Below are 23,217 nucleotides of genomic sequence, written 5' to 3'. Positions count from 1 at the left end.
GTATAGTTACGTGACGGAGGTGTGTAAAATTTGGGTTTAAAAGAAGACATATTAAAGTTAAAAAAAGAGAAGAATGCTTTAGTTTTAGCTCATCTTTATGAAAAAGCAGAAATACAGGAAGTTGCAGACATAGTAGGAGACTCATATTTTTTAAGCAAGAAAGCTATGGAAAGTTCTAAAGATATAATAGTATTTTGTGGAGTAAAATTTATGGCTGAGAGTGCAAAAATATTATCACCTAATAAAAGAATATTAATTCCAGTAAATGATACTACATGTCCAATGGCAGATATGGCTACAGTAGATAAATTAAAAGCTATGAAATTAAGAAATCCTAAAGCAAAGGTAGTAACATATATAAATTCAAATGGAGATATTAAAGCATTATCTGACGTTTGTGTTACATCATCCTCTGCTAAGGCAATTTTAAATAACATAGAGGAAGAAGAAATAATATTCCTTCCAGATAGAAATCTAGGTAGTTATTTGCAAGAAAATATACAGAACAAGAAGTTTATACTTTATGATGGGTTTTGTCCAGTTCATGAGAGAGTTGAAGAGGAAGAGGTTTTAACTTTAAAGAATAGATATCCAAATTTTAAGGTGCTAGTTCATCCAGAGTGTTCTAAAAAAGTAAGAGATTTGGGAGATTTTATAGGAAGTACTTCTGAACTTATAGATTATAGTGTTCAAGATGGAACTAATGGATTTATAGTAGTAACAGAGGAAGGCGTTCTTTATCAGATGAAAGAAAAAAGTCCCAATAAAACCTTTATCCCTATTGACAACGGAATGATTTGTCCCAATATGAAAAAAATATCAATGAAAGATTTATATAATTGCTTAATTAATGAGGAGTTTGAAGTGCATATTGAAGAGGAGCTAAGATTGAAAGCTCATAAATCTTTAGAAAATATGCATCTTCTATCTAATAAGTAAAATGAATAAAAAATATGATGTATTAATTATAGGGACAGGTATTGCAGGACTTTACACTGCTTGTAATTTGAAGGATAATCTTAGAGTTTTAATAATAACTAAAAATAAGCTAAGAGATTGCAACAGTTATTTAGCTCAAGGTGGCATTTCAACCCTAAGGGATATTGGAGACAAGGAAGCTTTTATAGAGGATACTTTAAAAGCTGGCAATTATAAAAATAAATTGGAGGCTGTTACCCAGATAGTTGAAAATTCTACTGATAATATTAATAGATTATTGAGGTTAGGAGTAGATTTTGATAAGGATATTGATGAATTAAACTATACTAGAGAAGGTGGTCATAGTAAGTTTAGAATAGTGCATTCTAAAGATGAAACAGGTAAGGAAGTAATTGAAAAACTAATAAATTATGTTTCTAGTAAAGAAAATATAACTATATTGGAAGACACTACATTACTAGATATAATTCAATATAAAAATAGATGTATAGGCGGAATTATAGAACACTCAAATGAGATTATAAATATAAATGCTAAGGCAACAGTATTAGCTACTGGTGGCATTGGGGGGATTTTTAATTCTACAACAAATATCGAAACTATCACAGGTGATGGACTTAGCATTGCATTAAAGCATAATATTCTTATGAAGGATATATCCTATCTTCAACTTCATCCCACTGCATTATATGAAGAAGAAATAAGGGGACGAAAGTTATTACTATCAGAATCTCTTAGAGGAGAAGGGGGAGTAATAAGAAATGCATTGGGAGAGAAATTTGTAAACCCTTTACTACCTAGAGATATAGTTTCAAGAGAGATTTTAAAGGAAATATGTAAGACTCCACAAACACCCTATGTTTTTTTAGATATGACTAATAAATCTAAGGAGTTTTTAATAAATAGATTCCCATATATTTATGAGCAATGTTTAAAACGTGGTTATAGGATGGAGAAGGATTTATTACCAATTGCTCCAGCTCATCATTATTGTATGGGAGGAATTCAGGTTGATTTGAATTCAAAAACATCTATGAAAGATTTATATGCTATAGGAGAAGTTAGTTGTACCGGGGTACATGGTAGCAATAGACTAGCTAGCAATTCTTTATTAGAGGGCTTAGTTTTCAGTAGAAAGGCAGCACAGCATATTAATTTACTTGTAGATGAAGGTGATGATAAACTAAGTGGAGAATTAGTTGAAAGAATTAATCTTAAGGCTATAAGTGATGTTAAAAATGCAAATGAAGAATATAAGTATAAGTTTATTAGTTATTTGAAGGGAAAGGTAAATGGTGAATATGTTAAACTTTTTAATTGTTGATGATATTATTAAGAGGGCTTTAAAAGAAGATAGTCCCTATGGGGATGTAACTGTATCAGCTATAGTTTCACCTCTAGAAAGAGCTGAGGTTGATTTAATAACTAAAGAGGATGGGATAATTTGTGGATTGGATATTTTTAAAAGGGTATTTGAAATCTTAGGAGAAGTTGAAGTCGATGTGTTTGTTAAAGATGGAGACTTAGTTAAGAATACTATGGTTATCGGTAAAGTAACAGGAAACGCCGGCAATATATTAGTAGGAGAAAGAATAGCCCTCAATTTACTTCAAAGAATGAGTGGTATTGCTACTTTAACTAACAAATATGTAAAGAAGCTAGAGAGACTTAATACAAAAATACTAGATACTAGAAAAACTACACCTAATTTAAGAGCTCTTGAAAAATATGCAGTTAAAATTGGTGGAGGAGTAAATCATAGATTTTCCTTATCTGATGGAATACTAATTAAAGATAATCATATTGGATATGCAGGTGGTATAAAAGAAGCCATTGAGCTTGCTAAAAAGAATTCTTCTTTTGTAAGAAAAATAGAAGTTGAAACTGAAACTAAAGAGCAGGTTTTAGAGGCTCTAGAAGCAGGAGCGGATATAATTATGCTTGATAATATGAGTCCAGACTTAGCAAGGGATATGGTTAAATTAATTAATGGAAGAGCATTAACAGAGTGCTCAGGAAATATCACCTTAGATACTGTTACAGACTACGGCAAAACAGGAGTAGATTATATTTCCTCTGGAGAATTAACCCATTCTGTAAAAGCCTTTGATATTTCATTAAAAAACTTTAGAAAAATATAAATATAAAATGATATAATTGTTTAAATATGATTGCTATACTAAATATATAGTAATCATATTTTTTTATTTGGTTTATTTAATAAATATTAGTATGACAAAGGAAAGGACAACATATGAGGATTAATAAATTATTTAGTAATCTTGGAATTTGCTCAAGAAAAGATACTAATAGGCTTATAGAAGAAGGAAGAGTAAAAGTAAATGGAGAACTGTCTATTCCTGGGCAGTGGGTAGAACTAGAGGATGAAATTTTAATTGATGATAAGCCTATCATAGCTAAAAAGAAAATTTACATAGCTTTTAATAAGCCCATGGGAGTTACATGCACTGCAGCTAGTGATGTGGAAAATAACATCATTGATTTTATAAACTATGAAGAATATATATTTCCAGTAGGAAGATTAGATAAAGAATCTCATGGATTAATTCTCATGACTAATGATGGTGAACTAGCAAACAAAATATTAAATTCAGATAATTACCACGAAAAGGAATATGAAGTAAAAGCAGATAAACCTATAGATGATAATTTTCTTATGAATATGTCTGCAGGAGTATATATACTAGGAGAAAAAACTAGACCTTGTAGCATCATAAAAGTAGATGAATGTACATTTAAAATTATATTAACTCAAGGACTAAATAGACAAATTAGGAGAATGAGTAAGGCATTAGGATATAATGTGGTAGATTTAAAAAGAATAAGAATTTGTTCTATAAATATAGAAGGAATAGAAGAAGGTATGTGGAGGTATCTTACTGAGGAAGAGGTTATAGACTTAATGAAATAGAGCATGATATATAACAAGTAGATAAATACTAGAATATTATATAGAATACCTAAATTAAATTAGCTAATAATAAGTAAATAAATATCTATAATAAGGATGTTAGTGTCATGTACAATAAACTAGTAAAGAAATTCAATATAAATACATATTCTATGATAAAGCATGGATCTGTAGCTGTAATAACTCTATTTGGAGTAGGTATATTATTTGGAATAAAGAATATAATGATTGCTTTTCCAATAGCCCTTACTTCAACAGTTATGGGAAGGCAAAATTTTCAGGTTAAGACCTATAACAAAGCAATTAAAATAATCCTTATTGATTTAGTTATTGTTTTAACAGCATATTTTTCATCTATGAATATATTTTGGGGGATACCTATAAACTTTTTTGCTATTTTTCTTATAATGTATACTATCGTATCGCCCTATGATTTAACTTTTTACAAACCCTTTATAATGCTATATGTATTTACTCAATATGCACAGGTATCATTAGGAGAACTTCCTTTTAGGATTTTATCTGTAATATTTGGAGTTTTAATAGTAGTAGGGGCAAGTTATATAAATAGAGTAAATGAAAGATCCATTTTAGGAAAAAGTATGGAAGAGGCTTTTATTTTAATATATAATCAATTTAAAAATATCTTAAAGGAAGAGTATGATCATACCATAGAAGATAAATGTTCTAAAATGATGAGAGATATTGCTTATAAAGTATATGTAACAAGGCATAGAAGATATTTGACAACTAATTTAGGAAAGGTTCAATTTCAAATATTTATCAATGTAGAATACTTTAATTTATATATAATTCAACTGTATGGAGGTATTAAAAATCTAAGTATTTCCAAGGAATATGTAGAAAAATTAAAAGAAATAGTAGAAGCTATAATAGAGTTATGCAAAGATAATATAGAGTTTCAAACTATAAAAGAATCTACTGATAACTTTATAAAAGAGTGGAGTAAAGGTGAAGAATATCATTTAGAGATATCCCTAATACTAGAAAATCTTCTTGGTAGTATTAAGGAATTGAACTCCATGGAAAAAAGAGGTTCTAATAAGGTATATAAAGAGTGGGCTAGAGCTGACATAGATAAAACTAGAGTAACCTTTAAAGAATATTTCAGACCCAACACTATAAGGTTTAAATTTGCTATTAGAATGGCAATAACTCTTACTATAGCATTACTAATAGGAGGGGTTTTAGGATTTTATAAAATAATATGGGCAGCAATAACAATAATGTCTATTATGCAACATTATTATGAAGATACCATTAAAAAGGCTAAAGACAGAGTTATAGGGAATATATTAGGAATTCTATTTACAGGTATACTTATTAATGTGGCAGGTTCTCAAATAATTACCTTGGGAATTTTAATTATATCTCTTTATCTTATCTACGCCTTTAAGGAATACTATAAAATATCACTATTTGCAGCTATGGCATCTATATGTATAGCCTCTTTAACAGAAAATATAAATGTATTGATTTTATATAGAATAGTATACGTGATTATAGGGGTAGTTGTAGTGGTTATAGTGAATAGAGTTGTTTTCCAATATAGACTAAAGGATGGAGTAGAACAACTTATAGATAAAATTGCTAGGTTGAATAAAAAGCTTATAGAAGATAGTATGGAATTTTTACAAAGTAATAAGCAGATTCATGAAATAAGGGATTTGATTATCCATTCTACGCTTTTATGTCAAAAACTATATATGAGAAATCTTCAATACAATGATGATGAGATTAATAAATTTATAGCTATTAATAATAAATATGTGATACAGGTAGGATATAAGGTGTTAATATTATATGGGAAAAATGAAAATGTTAAGAAGGAAAATATAGAATCAATATTGAATCTATATGAAGACTTTAATAATAATATACGGCATATGTAATGGTAATATTAAATATAGATTAAAGAAAAATATAAAGGAGTTAACAAGATGAAAAGAATTGTATTAGCAGGAGGATGTTTTTGGGGTGTAGAAGAATTTTTTTCTAGAATTCACGGTGTAACAAATACAGAAGTAGGATATGCCAATGGTAGAACAACAAATCCTACCTACGAAGATGTATGCTATGGTAATACATATTTTGCAGAAGTATGTGTGATAGATTATGATGAAAGTATAATTTCCTTAGAGGAAATACTAAATAAATTTTGGGGAATAATAGACCCAACCGCACTGAATAGACAGGGAAATGATAGAGGAAGTCAATATAGAACTGGAGTTTATTATGTTGATAAATTAGATGAAGAAATAATTCGAAGAAATATAGAAAAAGTACAGAAAAACTATATAAAGAAAATAGTTACAGAAGTAAAAACTTTAGAAAATTATTATAGAGCAGAAGAATATCATCAAAAGTATTTAAAGAAAAATCCTAATGGATATTGCCATATAAAATTAGATTAATAATAGGTTCAATGCAGTATTTCTACACTGTGTTGAACCTTTATGTTACTATTAAATATATAAATTAAAATCATAGCGTGTTATAAAGGAGAGTTAATCATGGGATGGATTGAAGATATAAAAAATTATATTCCACATAATGAGGAAGAGGCACAGGATAAAAATGTAGCTTTATTAAGTATAAGTAAATTTAATAATTTGTTAACTAGAGAAAATCCATTAATTCATGTAACCAGTTCAGGATATATTGTAAATAAAAATAGAACTAAAGTTTTAATGGTTCATCATAATATTTATAGAACTTGGTGTTGGACAGGTGGACATGCTGATGGGGATGAAGATTTACTTCATGTAGCAATAAAGGAAGCAAAGGAAGAAACTGGATTAGAAAATATAAGAGCTATTACTCCAGAGATATTATCTCTAGATATATTAGAGGTTATTGGACATTTTAAAAGAGGTAAATACGTCTCAGCCCATCTTCATTTATCTCTTGCATATTTGCTAGAAGCTGATGAAGAGGAAAAAGTTAAAATTAAAGAAGATGAAAATAGTGGTGTTAAATGGCTTCCTATTGATGAAATTCACAAACATAGTAATGAGCCTAATATGATAAAATTATATGAAAAATTTAATGATAAAATAAAAAGTAGAGGATGGTAATGAAAAATGGATAATTAGTTATAAGTGCATTTAAGATAGTAATCCTTTTGTATATAATAAAACTAATAGATTAAATAGGTGAAGAACATTGATTAATATATACATTATAAGCACTAAATTAGCAGTGATATTTGAAATGAAAAGCCCTTTTAAGGTTGCGTCTTTAAGCCTATAGTTCCAGTAAAGGATAACTAATAATACTATAGATATTTTTAAAAAGAAACATAGAGGAAAATTAGTCATAATGACTTTTGCAATAGCATTAGCCTCGTAAAATATACCACTGTACTTACCCACAAAAAGCCAAGTAAAAAGCAAATCACTAATATTAAAAAAAAGAATAAAGAGTAATTTTTTTCTTATAGGCTTTGAAGTTGTAACTTCTGATTTAGTTGTAAATTTAATAAAATTCATAAAATAACACCTCACAAAGAAATATATCCATATTATGTTAAAATATGCTATTATATTAAAAGTTTATGTGAGTTACAACTTATATCGTAGAATAAATAGTTCTATTCGATAATGTAAAGGTGTATCAACATAGTTTGTATATTTTATCACTGTAATTTTCAACAGAATCTTTTAAATATAGTGTTGACATATCCACTTTATAAAATATATAATAGTAAAAACATACAATGGTAAAAATAAATATAATTTAATTTGATGATAAGGAAGAGTAGTTTAATTTAGCTTTGATAAAGAGAGTTGGGGATGGTGGAATCCTAGCATGAAGGAATTAGATGAATGGACCTTTGAGAAATAAGGGGAAATTATTAGTGAGAATACCTGATATCGTAGGCTACACGTTACAGTAGATAGAGTATGTAAGTACTTGAAATTAAGAGGCATATTGATAAATTTGTATTAGTGTATTTATCAATAGCAATTTAGGTGGCACCACGGAAGTATCTCCGTCCTATTTTTATAGGACGGAGTTTTTTTTATCTTTTTATTGTTGTATGGAAGTATTTGAAATGTTTTAGGTGGTGGTATGTATGAAGTGAAAGTGCGAAGAATTAAAAGCAAAACTTAATATATTTAATAAAAATTATAGAAATAATTTTGGAGAGAAGGAGATTTTATCATGAAAGGATATTTTGGTAAGTATGGTGGAGCATTTGTTTCAAATGAGGTGAAAAAAGCTTTAAATGAGTTAGAAGAAGCTTTTGAAAAAGCTATTGAAGATAAGGAGTTTATGAGGGAGTATAATTACTATTTAAAGGATTATAGCGGCAGAGAAACACCCTTATATTTTGCTGAGAACCTAACAAAATTTTGTGGAGGTCCTAAGGTATATTTGAAAAGAGAAGATTTAAATCATACAGGAGCACATAAAATAAATAATGTTTTAGGACAAATTCTATTGGCTAAAAGAATGGGAAAAAATAAAGTAATTGCAGAAACGGGAGCTGGTCAGCATGGAGTAGCTACAGCAACTTTAGCTGCAAAATTTGGAATGGAATGTGAAATTGTAATGGGAGAGGAAGATATAAAAAGACAAGAGCTCAATGTATTTAGAATGAAAATATTAGGAGCAAAAGTTACTCCAGCAACTAGTGGTACTAAAACATTAAACGATGCAGTGAATGAAGCTTTAGAAAAATGGGTAAATAATATTTCAGATACTTTTTATGTCCTTGGTTCCGCTGTGGGACCTCATCCTTATCCAAAAATTGTTAAGGAATTTCAGAAAATAATTGGTGAAGAGGCTAGAAAACAAATATTGGAAAAGGAAAATAAACTTCCCAATTATGTAGTTGCATGTGTTGGAGGAGGAAGTAATGCCATTGGAATTTTTACAGCTTTCCTAGAAGATAAAGATGTTAATCTTATTGGAGTAGAGGCAGCAGGCTTTGGATTAGAAACAGAAATGCATGCAGCTACAATAACAAAAGGAAAAGAGGCTATCATTCACGGTATGAATACCCTTGTATTAAAGGATGATAGTGGAGATGTTAAGGAAGCTTATTCTATTTCCCCTGGGCTTGACTATCCAGGAGTTGGACCTGAACATGCATTTTTAAGTGAGATTGGTAGAGTAAACTATAAATATATTACAGATGATGAAGCTATAAAAGCTTTTATGCTTTTATCAAAGTTAGAGGGAATAATACCTGCAATTGAAAGTGCTCATGCCATTGCCTATACTATTAAATTAGCAAAAAACCTACAGGAAAATGAAGTCATAGTAGTAAATCTTTCAGGTCGAGGGGATAAAGATGTGTCTGCTATAAATAAACTTCTTAATTAGTATGATTTTAACTGTTATAAGTTTAATTATCTGATTTAAATTGAAAATCCTTTATTTAAAGTATTAATACTTTACCTAGTTTCCTATATAAATATTTATATAGGAAACTAGGTAAATATAAAACTATTTAAATAGTTGTTTTATTCATGCTGGTTTGAGGAGTCTTTGATTTTCAAAAACATTAATAAATTATATTAAGCTACCTCTCATTGAGGTATATTTTTTTGTGTAATACCCCTTATTATCTACAATTTTCTTTATGGCATATAAGAATTTATCAATTTCATCTATTGTATTGTAAATACCAAAACTAATTCTAACCATACCAGGCTGAATATCCTTAGATGCAAGAGTCATTTCTTCTATCATTGATTTAGGAATTTTTAAAAGCCTTTGTAGATATGGATGAGCGCAGAAACATCCACTTCTTACAGCAATGCCAAATTCATAGGATAGTATTTTGGCCACTATAGTATGGTGTATTCCTTCTATATTAAATGGAATAATACTAACTTTATTTTGAAAATCGGAATAATTGCTATATATTTTTACTGAATGTATAGATTGAAGATGTTTTGTAGTATATACAGTTAAATATTTTTCATATTCATCAATATTAGACATTCCAATTTTTGAAAGCTCATTTATAGCAGCACCTAAAGTTATTGAACCAATAAGGTTTGGTGATCCAGCTTCTTCCTTATCAGGGGAAGCAGTCCATATTACTTTATCATGAGATACGAATTTAATGGTTCCTCCACCGGTATGGTCAGGTTCATACTCATTAAAAAAATCTTTAGGTCCAATTAATACACCACAACCAAAGGGTGCATACATCTTATGTGCTGAAAAAGCAACAAAGTCAATAGGTCCTAAAGGGAGTTGAAGGCCTATAGAAAATTTACTGTGAGGAATCAGTTGAGCTCCGTCTACTAAAATTTTAGCCCCATAACTATGAGCTAAATTTGCTATGGTATATATAGGATTTTTAATGCCAGTAACATTTGAAGCTCCGGTTATTGCAACTAAAGAAATTCTTCCATTATATAGTTCTAGTTTAGACTTAAAATCATCCATATCTAAATAACCTTCATCATCTACTTCTACATATTTCACTTCAAAATTTTTTCTCCATGGTAAATCATTAGAATGATGCTCCATAGAAGTGGATAGAATAATTGACTCCTTATCTTGACTAGCTAATATACCAGCTAGCTTATTTATAGCTTCAGTACAGTTTTTTACATATATAACATCCATCATATCACTATAATCATTAATGAAAAATTTCACAATTTCCCTTGAAGTTTCATACATATAGGTGGATAATTGAGATTTATATCCATCTCCTCGATGTATTGAGGAGTAATAAGGAGAAAAGTTTATTACTTCATCAATTACAGATTTTAATGGAGGCGTTGTAGCTGCATTATCGAAATTGATACCTATGCAATATGATTTATCTATCAATGGTACTTTAATATCTACTCCATAAACTAATTCTCGATATGGATTATCCCTAAAGTTACTCATTTTTTACCTCCTTAATTAAATAGTTGTTATTATATAATATTAAAGATATATTTTATTGGTGCAGATATTAAAAGAATAGTTGACATAAATACTCTGATTTGATATTATTAAACCATAGTAAAGTACTCAACATTAAGGAATGATTTTTATGAAGTTATCAACTAAGGGAAGATACGGGGTTAAAGCTATGGTTGACCTAGCTATTAACTACGGAAAAAGCCCTATATCTATTAAGAGTATTTCAAGTAGACAAAATATTTCGGAATATTATCTTGAACAGTTATTTTCTGTGTTAAGAAAAGCAGAGCTAATAAAGAGTATAAGAGGAGCCAATGGAGGATACATTCTAGCCAAGGATCCAAAAGAAATTACAGTATACCAAGTATTAGAGGTGCTAGAAGGACCTATCGAAATTTCAACCTGCTTAGATAGTGATGGATGCAATAATATTGATTGTTGTGCAACCAGAATAGTATGGAAAAAAATTAAGGATAGTATTGATTCTGTAACAATGGCAATAACTTTACAGGATATTGTAGACGATTATTTTAACATATTGAAAATTAAAGGAGTGAACCTAAATGAATAAAACAGTTTATATGGATTATGCGGCAACAACATACACAAAACCAGAAGTATTAGAGGATATGATACCTTACTTTACGGAGTTTTATGGTAACCCATCATCTATATATTCGATTTCAAGGGAAACTAAAAAAGCTATAGATAAAGCAAGAAATAGAATAGCAAAAGCTATTAATGCGGATCCAGCAGAAATATATTTCACTGGTGGTGGATCAGAAGCAGATAACTGGGCGATTAAGGGAATAGCACTTGCCAACAAAAATAAAGGAAATCATATTATAACTACTAAAATAGAGCATCACGCTGTACTTCACACTTGTGAATATCTTGAAAAACAAGGATTTGAAGTAACTTATTTGGATGTGGATGAAGAAGGGCTTATTAGATTAGAAGAACTAAAAAATGCTATAAAGTCAAGCACTATATTAGTGACTATAATGACTGCTAACAATGAAATTGGAACTGTACAACCTATTAAAGAAATAGGCGCTATATGTAAAGAAAGAAAAGTTTTCTTCCATACAGATGCAGTTCAAGCTATAGGTCATATAGAGATGGATGTTAAAAATATGGATATAGATGCACTATCGCTATCAGGACATAAAATTTATGGTCCTAAAGGTGTTGGAGTTTTATACCTAAGAAAAGGTATAAAAATTCACAACTTGGTTCATGGTGGAGCTCAAGAAAGAAATAGAAGAGCTGGAACAGAGAACGTAGCTGGAATAGTTGGATTAGGAAAGGCTATAGAGCTAGCTATGGAAAATTTAACTGAAGAAAAAGAAAGATTAACTTATTTAAGAGATAAGCTTATAAAGGGATTACTAGAGATCCCATATTCTAAACTTAATGGTTCAGTAGGAGATAAAAGACTGCCAGGGAACGTAAATATTAGTTTTGAATTTATAGAAGGAGAGTCAGTACTTTTAATGCTTGATGCTAAAGGAATATGTGCATCAAGTGGAAGTGCTTGCACATCTGGATCTTTAGATCCATCTCACGTATTATTGTCTATAGGACTTCCTCATGAAGTTGCCCATGGTTCGTTAAGACTTACAATGGGTGCTAAAACAACTGAAGAAGAAGTAGATTACGTAATAGAAACTGTACCTGCAATAGTGCAAAGGCTTAGAGATATGTCACCATTATATGACAGTTTCTTAAATGGAAAAATTAAAAGCTTTTTTAACAAGGAGGACAAATAATTATGATATATAGTGAAAAAGTAATGGATCATTTTACAAACCCAAGAAACGTTGGAGAAATAGAAAATGCTAGCGGTATTGGAGAAGTTGGAAATGCTAAATGTGGAGATATAATGAGGGTTTATTTAAAAGTTGAAGATGAGAAAATCGTAGATTGTAAGTTTAAGACTTTTGGATGTGGATCTGCCATAGCATCTTCTAGTATGGCTACAGAGTTAATAAAAGGAAAAACCTTAGATGAAGCATGGACACTTACAAATGTAGCTGTAGCAGAAGCTTTAGATGGACTTCCACCAGTTAAAATGCATTGCTCAGTTCTTGCAGAAGAAGCTATTCATAAAGCTATAAATGATTACAGAGAGAAACAAGGATTACAGCCTTGGGATTACGAAGAACATGATGATATACATGATCAAGTTCATGGAGAATAGGTGTGATACTTAGATGAAGAAAAAAGTTGTAATAGGGATGAGTGGAGGCGTTGACAGTTCTGTAGCAGCATATCTTTTAAAAGAACAAGGATATGATGTCACTGGAATAATGATGAAGTTATCTCCAGATAATCCTGAATATGCAGAAAATGAAGGTGGTTGTTGTTCTCTTTCAGCAGTTAATGATGCAAGACGAGTAGCAGATGTTTTAGATATACCCTTCTATGTTATGAATTTTAAAGCTCCTTTTAAAGAGCATGTAGTAGACAATTTTATAGAGGAGTATTTTAGTGGGAGAACCCCAAATCCTTGTATAGAATGTAATAGAAAAATTAAGTTTGAAGAATTTTTAAGAAAAGTTCAAGGGCTAGGCGCTGATTATATTGCTACTGGGCATTATGCTACTATAGATTTCAAAGATGGAAGATATAGATTAAAGCGTTCAGAAGATGATAGAAAAGACCAAACCTACGCGCTATATACGCTAACACAAGATCAATTGGCACATACTTTGATGCCTTGTGGAGCTTATTCTAAAACAGAAATCAGGGCTATCGCTGAAAAAATAGGTTTGGAAGTATTTAGAAAGAAAGATTCTCAAGAAATTTGCTTTATACCTGATAACAATCATGGTAATTATCTTTCTAGATTTAGTGGAAGAGAAGTTGTACCAGGAAATTTTGTAGATAGTACTGGAAAAATTTTAGGTAAGCATAAGGGCATAGTATATTATACTATAGGTCAGAGAAAAGGTCTTGGAATTGCTCTTGGAAAACCTGTATTTGTAACTAACATAATCCCAGAAAGAAATGAAGTAGTTTTAGGCGAAGAATCAGAAATCTTTAATACTACGCTTATTGCTAAAAACATAAATTTAATTCCTATGGATAAAATAGAAGGAGAGATTATGGTTGAGGCTAAGGTAAGATATTCAGCTAAACCGGCTCTTGCAAAACTAACTCAATTAGATGGAAATCATATTAAGTTAGACTTTGAAACCCCTCAACGGGCTATAACTAAGGGTCAGTCTGTAGTTTGTTATCAAGGGGACCTTGTTGTTGGTGGAGGAATTATTGAAAGAGTTATAAAATAGTAAATTAAATATAATTTTAAAGTACAATAAAAAGATTGAATGATATTTTAGGGTTGTCTTAAAGAGAATCAGCTAGATTTATTGATATAAGTTTAGCAATCTTTAAGACAATCCTTGAAGTCATTCTAGGAGGGATTTTTATGGATTACAGTGATAAAGTTCTAGAACATTTTTATTCACCAAGAAATGTAGGTACTTTACCTGATGCTGATGGCATAGGTGAATGTGGAGATGTAAGGTGTGGAGATGTAATGAAGATATATTTAATTATAGAAGATAATGTGATTAAAAATGCTAAATTTATGACCTTTGGTTGTGGATCTGCTATTGCATCATCCAGTATTGCCACAGAACTTATTATTGGAAAGACTCTAGAAGAAGCCTGGAATCTTACTAATGAATCTGTTATAGAAGCTTTAGATGGATTACCATCTTCTAAAATTCATTGCTCCGTACTTGCAGAACAAACTATACACAAGGCTATTAATAACTATAGAGAATCTCATGGACTTGAAAAGTGGAAGGATAAGTATAACAATGAATAGATGATGTTTTTGGTTATATAACTTAGTCCACATTAATATTAGTATAAACTCTCTTTAAATAGGCAAGGATAGAAATATCATTTCCTATGAAGGGAGTTTATTTTATGGCTAAAAGTAGAGATTACATCTATATGGATGTAATGAATATCCAAGGAAAAAAGATAGGATATATAAAGGATTTATTAGTTGATTTTAATAAGGGGGAAGTGATAGGATTTAAAATTAGCCCATATAGATTATTGGGTAAGGAGTTTAACGTACTAAAAGAGAATATAGTATATTATAAGTCTCAGCTAGTAATTAACAATATAGTTAAGGATAAGTACTTAGAATTTTCAAGTATTCTGAATATGCATGTTATAGATAAATGTTCTAATATATTAGGTTTAGTAAGTGAGGTTATATTCGGTGATGATGACTTTAAAATAAAAGGACTTGCAGTAAAAGATTATAATATATTCAGCATGTTTAAAAGTAGAAGTATTTTATTAAAACCATACTTGATACTAGGAGACGATTATATATTATATACAGCTGAAAACACTAATATAGCTTTGGAATGTATGCCTAATGTAGGAAAGAAAAAAGCTACTAATAAGGATGTATATTATGAAAAAGATTGATTGGAATTGGAGTAACTTAGGTAGGTTAGCAATAGCTCTATTAATTATAGGTATAATAATATTTTTATTGTGGAAGTTTCCTATTTTTACTGAGGTTTTAGGAGTAGTGATAATATCCTTTATAATTTCATATAGTATTAGACCTTTTCATAAGTTCTTTATGGAAAGAGGACTTAATAGAAAGTTAAGTGCTTTAATAGTAATTCTATCTATTATATTATTTGTAGTTATAATATTTTCTATTTTAGTTCCATGGATATATAATGAAAGCTCCAATTTTGCTGAAGTAATAGGTGAGATGAAAGGTTATTATGAAAGAATTACTGGAGATATTAAATATGTTACTGATAGTCCTTTCGTTAAGGAAGTATTATATAATTCCTATGAAAGATTCAAAGACGCTCTTATGGTAATTATATCGAATTTTTTATCAAAAATTGTATCTATAGCTGAAAATTTGTTATTGCTATTTATAATACCAACTTTAGTGTATTTCTTTTTAAGCGACGGAGATAGTATTTCAAAAGGAATCATGAAGTATATGCCTTTTAGCAATAAATATGCCATTAGAAGAGCTTTAAATCACATGGATAAGGTAATGGAAAGATATATAATAACTCAGTTTGAATTGTGTGGAATAATTGGTATATTGACCTTTATAGCACTAAAGGTAAGTGGTATAAAATATGCTTTAATATTATCTTTAGTAAATGCAGTGTTTAATATAATACCATATTTTGGTCCGGTTATAGGAGCTATTCCAATAATTTTAATAGCACTTTTAACATCTACTAAGAAAGCTGTTATTGTTATATTTTGGTTGTTTGTAATTCAACAGCTAGAAGGAGATATTATATGCCCTAAAATTTTAGGTGAAACTGTAGATTCTCATCCAGTAACCATATTATTACTACTTATAATAGGTGGAAGTATAGGTGGAATTTTAGGGATGATTATTGTAATTCCAGTATGGGTAATGATTAAAATAGTTGTAGGAGAAATAGATTATTATTTATTTTAGTTTAGAATTATTGACAATTGCTGAAATGCTAAATATAATTTATCATATAAGTAGAGAACCAGAATCTATAATTTGGTGTGAATCACTTACTCAGCGAACGTAGTGAGTCGAGTTCCAATTGAATATGAAGTTATGATAAGAATTAGTAGATATGGGAAACTTTCAGAGAGAAAGTGGTAGGTGAAAACTTTCAGTGAAACATATTGAAGCTGTCTTGGAGCTATAATTAATTAAGAGATACTAGTTAATCTAGTATAATTAGGGTGGTAACGCGGAAAACTTTCGTCCCTTTTCAGGGATGGAAGTTTTTTTTATTTTATTTTAGAAAAATTGAATAAAAGTCATTGTTATTAGAAATAATTAGGAGGAATGTAACATGAATAATATGGGTTTAAATGAAATAAGAGAAAGCTTTTTAAAGTTCTTTGAAAGTAAAGAGCATTTAAGACTTAATAGCTTTTCTTTAGTACCTAAGAATGATAAGAGTCTTTTACTAATAAATGCGGGGATGGCTCCATTAAAGCCATATTTTACTGGTATTCAGACGCCACCAAGTAAAAGAGTAACAACTTGTCAAAAGTGTATAAGAACTGGTGATATTGAGAATGTAGGAAAAACCTCAAGGCATGGTACTTTTTTTGAGATGTTAGGAAATTTTTCTTTTGGAGATTATTTTAAAGAAGAAATTATAGTATGGGCTTGGGAGTATATAACAGAGGTTTTAAAAATATCTAAGGATAAACTATATGTAACTATATATCTTGAAGATGATGAGGCTTTTGATATTTGGACTAAGAAAACTGATATAGAGTCAAGTAGGATCTTTAGATTAGGTAAAGAAGATAACTTCTGGGAACATGGTGCTGGTCCATGTGGTCCATGTACAGAAATTCACTATGATAGAAAATCAGATCTTCCGCAAATAGAAACTACTGAAGAATTTATTAAAGCTGGTGATGAAGATAGAGTAATTGAATTTTGGAATTTAGTTTTCACACAGTTTGACGGAGATGGTAAGGGTGGATATGAGAGATTAGCAAATCCTAATATAGATACAGGAATGGGACTTGAGAGAATATCTACTATAATGCAAGGTGTAGATAATATCTTTGAAGTAGATACAATTAAGGATGTTTTAAGTGCAGCTTGTAAAAAAGCTGAAAAAACCTATGGCGAAAATAAAGATTTAGATGTGTCTATAAGAATAATAACTGACCATGTAAGAAGTATTACCTTTATGATTGGAGATGGAATATTACCATCTAACGAAGGTAGAGGATATGTATTAAGAAGACTTCTTAGAAGAGCTGCAAGACATGGAAGAATTTTAGGAATCACAGGTACATTTCTAAATGAACTTTGTAACGTAGTTATTGATAGTTCAAAGGGAGCTTATAAAGAATTAGAAGAGAAAAAAGACTATATTAAGAAAGTCATTAGCTTAGAAGAAGAAAGATTTGCAGAAACCATAGACCAAGGTATGGATATATTAAAATCCTATATCGATGAAATGAATACTGAAAAGATAAATGTATTAAGTGGAGAAAAAGCATTTAAACTTTATGATACTTTTGGATTCCCAGTTGAACTTACCGAAGAAATTTTAGTTGAAAAGGGAATGAAAATTGATTTTGATGCTTTCCATAAAGAAATGGAAAATCAAAGGAATACAGCAAGAGCTGCAAGAGGTACATCAAACTACATGGGAAATGATGAAGGTGCTTTAAACAATATTCCAATGGAAATAACTACTGAGTTTTTAGGCTATGGAACTATAAGTAGTAAAGGTAAAGTTTTATCTATGATAAAAGATAATGAGTTTGTAAGCAAAGTAGGAGAAGGGGAAAGATTTGTAGTTGTTACTGAAAAAACTCCATTTTATGCAGAAATGGGGGGGCAAGTAGGAGACATTGGAACTATACACACGGATAAATTCCAAGGAAAAGTTTTTGATTGTAAAAAAAGTACCAGAGGTCATATACTTCACTTTGTAGAAGCTATTAAAGGAGAACTTAAGATAGATGAAATTGTTGAACTGTTAGTAGATTCCACTGTGAGAAGTAATATATGCAAAAATCATACTGCTACTCATATGCTTCATGAAGCTTTAAAAGAAGTCTTAGGAGACCATGTAAATCAAGCTGGATCTTATGTAGATGGGGATAGATTAAGATTTGACTTTACCCATTTCTCAGCTATGACTTCAGAACAACTTAAAGAAGTAGAAGAAAGTTTAAACAGTGAAATTCTTAAGGCTTATGATGTAAACACGGAGATTATGACTATAGATGAAGCTAAAGAAAAGGGAGCTGTGGCTTTATTCGATGATAAATATAAAGAGGATGTTAGAGTTGTATCTGTAGGTGAATATAGCAAGGAACTATGCGGTGGAATTCATGTTAAGAATTCTGGCGAAATAGGGCTGTTTAAGATTCTAAATGAGAGTGGAGTAGCAGCAGGAATCAGAAGAATTGAAGCTGTTACAGGTATTAAATCTGAAAGCTATGTAAATGAAAAAGAGGAGTTATTAAAAGAAATATCGGCAACTTTAAAGTGTGGAGAAAAAGATTTATTAAATAAGTTAAATGGATTACTTACTACTTTAAAAGAAAAAGAAAAAGAAATACAAGGATTAAAGGAAAAATTAGCTAGTGGTATTGAAGATGAAATAATTAATAAAGCTGAAAATATTAAAGGAATCAATGTAATTGCAGCTGCGCTAGATGATATTGAAGGAGATGCACTTAGAAATCTATGTGATAAACTTAGAAATAAGGTTTCAGATGCAGTTGTAGTTCTTGGGAGTAGAGTTGCTGGAAAGGTTCAATTTGTTGTAATGGCTAGTAAGGAAGCAGTTGCAAAGGGTGCTCATGCTGGAAAGATTATTAAAGAGGTAGCTATCATCACTGGCGGTGGTGGTGGTGGAAGACCTGACATGGCACAAGCAGGTGGAAAGAAACCAGAAAAACTAGATGAAGCAATTTCAAAGGTAAGTCAAATAGTAGAAACTTTAGTAAAATAGTATACTTTTTGCATCCAATGATGGTATAATAGAAAATAAAGTAAGGTTGAGAAGGTGATATAATGGATAAACAACATACAGTTCAGTTTGATGTAATGAAAGATAAGAAAGATATGACAAAAGTTATACTAACTGATGTATATGATGCTCTAATTGAGAAGGGCTATAATCCAGTTAACCAGTTAGTAGGCTATCTTATATCTGGCGACCCAACTTATATAACCAACTATAATGGCGCAAGAGCATTAGTAAGTAAACTAGAGAGAGACGAGATATTAGAAGAAGTTTTAAAATCTTATCTAGATATAAAATAAAAATGCCTTTTAAGGCATTTTTATTTTAAAATTACACATAATATGTAATAGGTAAAAGTGTAATACAGTCCATTAAAGATGTATATAGTGTTGGAATAATAAATTGATTTTATCCATTAGTGTTAATTATAATAGCATATAATTATTAATTTGTAATGATCAGAATAAGGAGCACCCATATAAGGATAAAGAAGAGGTTTATCCTATGACTACCCGCTCTAATACTCCCATCTTCTTCAAAGTGGGAGTAAAGAGCGGCTACGACCCTGGATAACGATTTCTAACCTTCAGGGGGAGTAAAAACTCCCTCTGAAGCAAAGAACTCTGTTTATCATAATGGAGCTCCTATATTTGTAATATACAGTTAGGAGAAGAGCATGAGAGTACTTGGATTAGATGTGGGTGATAGAACTATTGGAGTAGCTATAAGTGACCCACTAGGCTTCACAGCTCAAGGAATTACCACCATAAGACGTAAAAAGGAAGAGGTAGATATAGAAGAAATTATAAAAATATGCAACGAATATAATGTTGAAACTATAATTTCAGGATTACCTAAGAATATGAATGGTACTATAGGTGAGCAAGCAGAAAAGGTACAAAGATTTTGTGAAGCGTTAAGGGAGCACGTAAACATAGAAATTAAATTTTGGGATGAAAGACTTACTACTAGGGCAGCACATATGGCTATGTTAGAAGCTGATATGTCAAGAAAAAAAAGAAAAGGCTTGGTTGATAAGATAGCTGCTACTTATATTTTACAGGGGTACTTAGATAGTCTTAGTAAATAATATTATCATGAATAAGATAATATATAGTATAAACTTAAATAGGCACTTATAGCTTACAGAATAGAATTGTAATATAGATAATTTCTATATAGAAAAATACTACCAATATGTAGAAGGAGGAAATTTTTATGGAAAATTTTTTAGAAAATATAACATTGACTGACGAAGAAGGTAATGACGTTGAGTTTGAAGTTATAACCAAGTTAGAAATAGAAGATACAGAGTATTTTATAGTAGCGCCTATTGATGATGAAAATGAGGATGCTATTGCATTAAAGGTTCTTAAGGATGAAGATGGAGAAGAATACTTTGCAACAGTAGAGGATGAAGAAGAGTTTAACATGGTTAATGATGCTTTTGAAACTCTATATGATGAAGGTGTTATAGAATAAATATACTTCACCTAGTGGTGAAAGGAGTAGTGTTAATTTATGTCTAATGAGAAAATTGAAAATTTAAAACTTATTCTAAAAGAAAAGGGCTATAAATTGACACCTCAAAGAAGGTCTATACTTGATGAGATTATTAAAAATGAAGGTAGCCACTTAACCACAGAAGAAATATATGATTTAGTAAAGGTTAATTGTCCGGAAATCGGACTTGCAACTGTGTATAGAACTGTTCAGTTATTAGAAGAAATGGGAATGCTATATAAACTTGATTTAGATGATGGATGCAGTAGATACGAACTTTGTGATGAAGATGAAAGTCATCAACATCATCATTTGATTTGTCAAAATTGTGGTAAAGTCATTGAGGTTGAAGGAGATCTTTTAGAGGAGTTAGAGCAGGGAATAGAAAAAAAGTATAACTTTAAAATAAAAAATCATAGTTTAAAGTTTTATGGAATTTGTGATAATTGTTCTTTACAATAATAACTTTATTATTAGTAGAGATGTTATATAAATCTATACTATATGATATTAAAATTTCTATTAGAAATTAAATGTATATATGTACAGATTAGATTAAGATGCTCAAAAACCTAATCTTTTATATTAATAAAGTTAGGCAGAGCATAAAGAAAATTATGTAGAAAAGGAGGGTAGGTTTTGAAAAAAGAAAAAGAGAAGATTAAAATAATTCCTTTAGGGGGATTAAATGAGATAGGTAAAAATCTAACTGCTATAGAATATAAGAATGATATAGTTGTTATCGATTGCGGATTGAAATTTCCAGATGATGAGATGTTGGGAATTGACGTAGTTATACCAGATGTTACTTATCTAGTTAAGAATATTGATAGAGTAACTGGAATATTTTTAACCCATGCTCATGAAGATCATATTGGTGCTTTACCATATGTATTAAAGCAAATTAATGTTCCTGTTTATGGGACTAAACTTACACTGGGAATTGTGGAAAGTAAATTAAGAGAGCATGCATTATTAGGAGTGGTTGACTTAAGAGAAGTTAAGCCAAAGGATATCATAAAGCTTACTAGTGTATCTGTAGAATTTATTAAAACAAATCACAGTATAGCAGATTCGGTAGCTATAGCTATACACACACCATTAGGTGTAGTACTTCATACTGGAGATTTTAAGATTGACTTTACACCTATAGATGGCAAGGTTACAGATTTAACTAGATTTGCAGAGCTAGGGAAAAAAGGAGTAACTGTACTCTTAGCAGACAGTACTAATGTAGAGAGACCAGGATACACTATGTCTGAAAGCATAGTTGGAGAAAGTTTCGAAAAGATTTTCCATGGTGCTAAGGGAAGAGTTATTGTTGCAACTTTTGCTTCTAATATTCATAGGGTTCAACAGATAATAACAGCAGCTAGAAAGTATAATAGAAAAGTTGCACTTTCTGGTAGAAGTATGGAAAATATAATCGCAGTTGCTATAGAACTTGGATATATTACTATAGAAGAAGATGCATTAATAAGTATAGATTCTATGGGGAAATATCGTGATGATGAAATAGTTATGATAACTACTGGAAGTCAAGGAGAACCTATGGCAGCTCTTTCAAGAATGGCAGCTTCTGAGCATAAGAAGGTAAATATACAAAAGGGAGATCTAGTAATATTATCCGCATCGCCTATACCAGGAAATGAGAAATTAGTTTCTAAGGTTATAAATCAATTGTTTAAACAAGGGGCAGAAGTAGTATATGAATCACTAGCAGAAGTTCACGTATCAGGTCATGCATGCCAGGAAGAGTTAAAACTTATGCATTCTTTAGTAAAACCGAGATTCTTCATACCAGTTCATGGTGAATATAGACATTTAAAACAACATGGTGAACTAGCTGTTAAGTTAGGTTTGTCGGAGAAAAATGTGTATATAGGAGAAAATGGAGATCTTATTGAAGTAAGTAGAACATCTATAAGAAAAGCAGGTACAGTAGCTTCAGGGCAAGTTTTTGTAGATGGACTTGGAGTTGGAGATGTAGGAAATATTGTTCTAAGGGATAGAAAACATCTATCACAAGATGGTATCCTAACTGTTGTAGTTACCATGGGTAAAGATACTGGAAGTGTTATTGCAGGTCCAGATATAATTTCAAGAGGCTTTGTCTATGTTAGAGAATCTGAGGATTTAATGGATAAGGCTAGAGAGGTTGTTAAAGAGGCCCTTGCACATTGTGAAGAAAAACACATTACGGAATGGCCTACTATAAAAGCAACAATTAGAGAAGCTCTTAGAGAGTACCTTTATGAAAAGACTAAGAGAAGACCAATGATTTTACCTATAATTATGGAAGTTTAAAAAACTTCATTTTTCATTAATTGTTATAAGTTAAGATTACACAAATAGTAATTAATGATAAATCTATTCTGTATTGGGATTTAATAATGTTTTAATAACATTGACTTT

At 30.3% G+C, this 23,217-nt stretch carries 23 protein-coding genes and 1 other annotated feature; of the genes, 21 read left to right on the top strand and 2 right to left on the bottom strand.

From position 1 onward, the window contains the following. Nucleotides 1-30 precede the first annotated feature (30 nt). From nadA to B2S02_RS05495, 7 genes are all read left to right on the top strand, one after another. Nucleotides 31-939: a quinolinate synthase NadA gene (nadA, locus tag B2S02_RS05525; protein WP_346876435.1), complete on the top strand. Its 909-nt coding sequence runs from the start codon at nucleotides 31-33 to the stop codon at nucleotides 937-939. Between the two features lies 1 nt (nucleotide 940). Next, nucleotides 941-2,263, top strand: coding sequence for an L-aspartate oxidase (locus B2S02_RS05520; RefSeq protein ID WP_346920397.1), 1,323 nt, complete (start codon nucleotides 941-943; stop codon nucleotides 2,261-2,263). Further along, nucleotides 2,241-3,080 (top strand): carboxylating nicotinate-nucleotide diphosphorylase, encoded by an 840-nt coding sequence (gene nadC / locus B2S02_RS05515; RefSeq protein ID WP_346876436.1) that lies wholly within the window; start codon nucleotides 2,241-2,243, stop codon nucleotides 3,078-3,080. Before B2S02_RS05520 ends, nadC begins: the two co-directional genes overlap by 23 nt. 113 nt (nucleotides 3,081-3,193) lie before the next feature. Continuing rightward, entirely contained in the window at nucleotides 3,194-3,871 is a 678-nt protein-coding gene (locus B2S02_RS05510) for a pseudouridine synthase (RefSeq protein WP_346848295.1), read from the top strand. Between the two features lie 107 nt (nucleotides 3,872-3,978). After that, a complete protein-coding gene (locus B2S02_RS05505) occupies nucleotides 3,979-5,784 on the top strand; it encodes an FUSC family protein (protein ID WP_346920396.1) in 1,806 nt (601 codons plus the stop codon). A gap of 48 nt (nucleotides 5,785-5,832) precedes the next feature. Beyond that, entirely contained in the window at nucleotides 5,833-6,306 is a 474-nt protein-coding gene (gene msrA / locus B2S02_RS05500; protein WP_346848297.1) for a peptide-methionine (S)-S-oxide reductase MsrA, read from the top strand. A gap of 99 nt (nucleotides 6,307-6,405) precedes the next feature. Then, the gene (locus tag B2S02_RS05495; RefSeq protein ID WP_346920395.1) at nucleotides 6,406-6,969 is read left to right on the top strand and encodes an NUDIX hydrolase; all 564 of its coding nucleotides are present in this window, start codon (nucleotides 6,406-6,408) and stop codon (nucleotides 6,967-6,969) included. A 30-nt stretch (nucleotides 6,970-6,999) separates the two neighbouring features. Here the strand turns inward: B2S02_RS05495 and B2S02_RS05490 are convergent, their stop codons facing one another. After that, a complete protein-coding gene (locus B2S02_RS05490) occupies nucleotides 7,000-7,383 on the bottom strand; it encodes a DUF5658 family protein (RefSeq protein WP_346920394.1) in 384 nt (127 codons plus the stop codon). A gap of 676 nt (nucleotides 7,384-8,059) precedes the next feature. On the opposite strand from B2S02_RS05490, the gene trpB reads away from it, so the two are divergent. After that, nucleotides 8,060-9,226 (top strand): tryptophan synthase subunit beta, encoded by a 1,167-nt coding sequence (trpB, locus tag B2S02_RS05485; RefSeq protein WP_346920393.1) that lies wholly within the window; start codon nucleotides 8,060-8,062, stop codon nucleotides 9,224-9,226. 189 nt (nucleotides 9,227-9,415) lie between these two features. Here trpB and B2S02_RS05480 read toward each other — a convergent pair whose 3' ends face one another. Beyond that, on the bottom strand, nucleotides 9,416-10,759 hold the full coding sequence (locus B2S02_RS05480; RefSeq protein ID WP_346920392.1) for an aminotransferase class V-fold PLP-dependent enzyme: 1,344 nt from the start codon (nucleotides 10,757-10,759) through the stop codon (nucleotides 9,416-9,418). Nucleotides 10,760-10,907: 148 nt separating this feature from the next. On the opposite strand from B2S02_RS05480, the gene B2S02_RS05475 reads away from it, so the two are divergent. The 13 genes from B2S02_RS05475 to B2S02_RS05415 all read left to right on the top strand — a co-directional run bounded on the left by B2S02_RS05475 (nucleotide 10,908) and on the right by B2S02_RS05415 (nucleotide 23,109). Beyond that, nucleotides 10,908-11,348, top strand: a complete 441-nt coding sequence (locus B2S02_RS05475; protein ID WP_346876441.1) for an Rrf2 family transcriptional regulator — start codon at nucleotides 10,908-10,910, stop codon at nucleotides 11,346-11,348. Further along, a complete protein-coding gene (nifS, locus tag B2S02_RS05470; RefSeq protein ID WP_346876442.1) occupies nucleotides 11,341-12,549 on the top strand; it encodes a cysteine desulfurase NifS in 1,209 nt (402 codons plus the stop codon). Before B2S02_RS05475 ends, nifS begins: the two co-directional genes overlap by 8 nt. Before the next feature lie 2 nt (nucleotides 12,550-12,551). After that, complete coding sequence (gene nifU, locus B2S02_RS05465; protein WP_035133240.1) at nucleotides 12,552-12,980, top strand: Fe-S cluster assembly scaffold protein NifU; 429 nt, start codon at nucleotides 12,552-12,554, stop codon at nucleotides 12,978-12,980. 13 nt (nucleotides 12,981-12,993) lie between these two features. Next, nucleotides 12,994-14,073 carry a tRNA 2-thiouridine(34) synthase MnmA gene (gene mnmA / locus B2S02_RS05460; protein WP_346876443.1) on the top strand — a complete coding sequence of 360 codons (1,080 nt, stop codon included), beginning with the start codon at nucleotides 12,994-12,996 and terminating at the stop codon, nucleotides 14,071-14,073. A 140-nt stretch (nucleotides 14,074-14,213) separates the two neighbouring features. Then, nucleotides 14,214-14,618, top strand: coding sequence for a Fe-S cluster assembly scaffold protein NifU (gene nifU, locus B2S02_RS05455; protein WP_346848304.1), 405 nt, complete (start codon nucleotides 14,214-14,216; stop codon nucleotides 14,616-14,618). Nucleotides 14,619-14,722: 104 nt separating this feature from the next. Then, on the top strand, nucleotides 14,723-15,241 hold the full coding sequence (locus B2S02_RS05450; RefSeq protein WP_035133245.1) for a PRC-barrel domain-containing protein: 519 nt from the start codon (nucleotides 14,723-14,725) through the stop codon (nucleotides 15,239-15,241). Continuing rightward, entirely contained in the window at nucleotides 15,228-16,262 is a 1,035-nt protein-coding gene (locus tag B2S02_RS05445) for an AI-2E family transporter (protein ID WP_346848305.1), read from the top strand. Before B2S02_RS05450 ends, B2S02_RS05445 begins: the two co-directional genes overlap by 14 nt. A gap of 123 nt (nucleotides 16,263-16,385) precedes the next feature. Next, nucleotides 16,386-16,555: a binding site (T-box leader), on the top strand. Nucleotides 16,556-16,638: 83 nt separating this feature from the next. Next, nucleotides 16,639-19,284, top strand: a complete 2,646-nt coding sequence (gene alaS, locus B2S02_RS05440) for an alanine--tRNA ligase (RefSeq protein ID WP_346920391.1) — start codon at nucleotides 16,639-16,641, stop codon at nucleotides 19,282-19,284. Between the two features lie 62 nt (nucleotides 19,285-19,346). After that, the gene (locus tag B2S02_RS05435; protein ID WP_035133250.1) at nucleotides 19,347-19,598 is read left to right on the top strand and encodes an IreB family regulatory phosphoprotein; all 252 of its coding nucleotides are present in this window, start codon (nucleotides 19,347-19,349) and stop codon (nucleotides 19,596-19,598) included. Between the two features lie 377 nt (nucleotides 19,599-19,975). After that, a complete protein-coding gene (gene ruvX / locus B2S02_RS05430) occupies nucleotides 19,976-20,389 on the top strand; it encodes a Holliday junction resolvase RuvX (protein WP_346920390.1) in 414 nt (137 codons plus the stop codon). Nucleotides 20,390-20,517: 128 nt separating this feature from the next. Further along, nucleotides 20,518-20,781: a DUF1292 domain-containing protein gene (locus tag B2S02_RS05425; RefSeq protein ID WP_035133255.1), complete on the top strand. Its 264-nt coding sequence runs from the start codon at nucleotides 20,518-20,520 to the stop codon at nucleotides 20,779-20,781. Between the two features lie 39 nt (nucleotides 20,782-20,820). Beyond that, entirely contained in the window at nucleotides 20,821-21,264 is a 444-nt protein-coding gene (locus B2S02_RS05420) for a Fur family transcriptional regulator (protein WP_346920389.1), read from the top strand. 177 nt (nucleotides 21,265-21,441) lie between these two features. After that, nucleotides 21,442-23,109, top strand: coding sequence for a ribonuclease J (locus B2S02_RS05415; RefSeq protein WP_346848308.1), 1,668 nt, complete (start codon nucleotides 21,442-21,444; stop codon nucleotides 23,107-23,109). The last annotated feature ends 108 nt before the right edge of the window (nucleotides 23,110-23,217 follow it).

The organism is Clostridium sp. UBA7339, from assembly GCF_002470865.1.
In the GTDB taxonomy this organism is placed as follows: Bacteria; Bacillota; Clostridia; order Clostridiales; family Clostridiaceae; genus Clostridium_J; species Clostridium_J sulfidigenes.
Note: the sequence above shows the minus strand (reverse complement) of the source record. Positions and strands in the feature narration are given on the sequence as shown.

Excerpts from the sequence above, each read along its gene's own strand:
- B2S02_RS05480 (WP_346920392.1), bottom strand. The coding sequence starts at position 10,759 with ATGAGTAACTTTAGGGATAATCCATATCGAGAATTAGTTTATGGAGTA.
- B2S02_RS05450 (WP_035133245.1), top strand. The coding sequence starts at position 14,723 with ATGGCTAAAAGTAGAGATTACATCTATATGGATGTAATGAATATCCAA.
- B2S02_RS05420 (WP_346920389.1), top strand. The coding sequence starts at position 20,821 with ATGTCTAATGAGAAAATTGAAAATTTAAAACTTATTCTAAAAGAAAAG.
- B2S02_RS05505 (WP_346920396.1), top strand. The coding sequence starts at position 3,979 with ATGTACAATAAACTAGTAAAGAAATTCAATATAAATACATATTCTATG.
- nifU (WP_346848304.1), top strand. The coding sequence starts at position 14,214 with ATGGATTACAGTGATAAAGTTCTAGAACATTTTTATTCACCAAGAAAT.
- msrA (WP_346848297.1), top strand. The coding sequence starts at position 5,833 with ATGAAAAGAATTGTATTAGCAGGAGGATGTTTTTGGGGTGTAGAAGAA.
- nifS (WP_346876442.1), top strand. The coding sequence starts at position 11,341 with ATGAATAAAACAGTTTATATGGATTATGCGGCAACAACATACACAAAA.
- B2S02_RS05435 (WP_035133250.1), top strand. The coding sequence starts at position 19,347 with ATGGATAAACAACATACAGTTCAGTTTGATGTAATGAAAGATAAGAAA.
- B2S02_RS05425 (WP_035133255.1), top strand. The coding sequence starts at position 20,518 with ATGGAAAATTTTTTAGAAAATATAACATTGACTGACGAAGAAGGTAAT.
- nifU (WP_035133240.1), top strand. The coding sequence starts at position 12,552 with ATGATATATAGTGAAAAAGTAATGGATCATTTTACAAACCCAAGAAAC.
- B2S02_RS05490 (WP_346920394.1), bottom strand. The coding sequence starts at position 7,383 with ATGAATTTTATTAAATTTACAACTAAATCAGAAGTTACAACTTCAAAG.
- alaS (WP_346920391.1), top strand. The coding sequence starts at position 16,639 with ATGAATAATATGGGTTTAAATGAAATAAGAGAAAGCTTTTTAAAGTTC.
- mnmA (WP_346876443.1), top strand. The coding sequence starts at position 12,994 with ATGAAGAAAAAAGTTGTAATAGGGATGAGTGGAGGCGTTGACAGTTCT.
- trpB (WP_346920393.1), top strand. The coding sequence starts at position 8,060 with ATGAAAGGATATTTTGGTAAGTATGGTGGAGCATTTGTTTCAAATGAG.
- B2S02_RS05495 (WP_346920395.1), top strand. The coding sequence starts at position 6,406 with ATGGGATGGATTGAAGATATAAAAAATTATATTCCACATAATGAGGAA.
- B2S02_RS05520 (WP_346920397.1), top strand. The coding sequence starts at position 941 with ATGAATAAAAAATATGATGTATTAATTATAGGGACAGGTATTGCAGGA.
- B2S02_RS05475 (WP_346876441.1), top strand. The coding sequence starts at position 10,908 with ATGAAGTTATCAACTAAGGGAAGATACGGGGTTAAAGCTATGGTTGAC.
- ruvX (WP_346920390.1), top strand. The coding sequence starts at position 19,976 with ATGAGAGTACTTGGATTAGATGTGGGTGATAGAACTATTGGAGTAGCT.
- nadC (WP_346876436.1), top strand. The coding sequence starts at position 2,241 with ATGTTAAACTTTTTAATTGTTGATGATATTATTAAGAGGGCTTTAAAA.
- B2S02_RS05510 (WP_346848295.1), top strand. The coding sequence starts at position 3,194 with ATGAGGATTAATAAATTATTTAGTAATCTTGGAATTTGCTCAAGAAAA.
- B2S02_RS05445 (WP_346848305.1), top strand. The coding sequence starts at position 15,228 with ATGAAAAAGATTGATTGGAATTGGAGTAACTTAGGTAGGTTAGCAATA.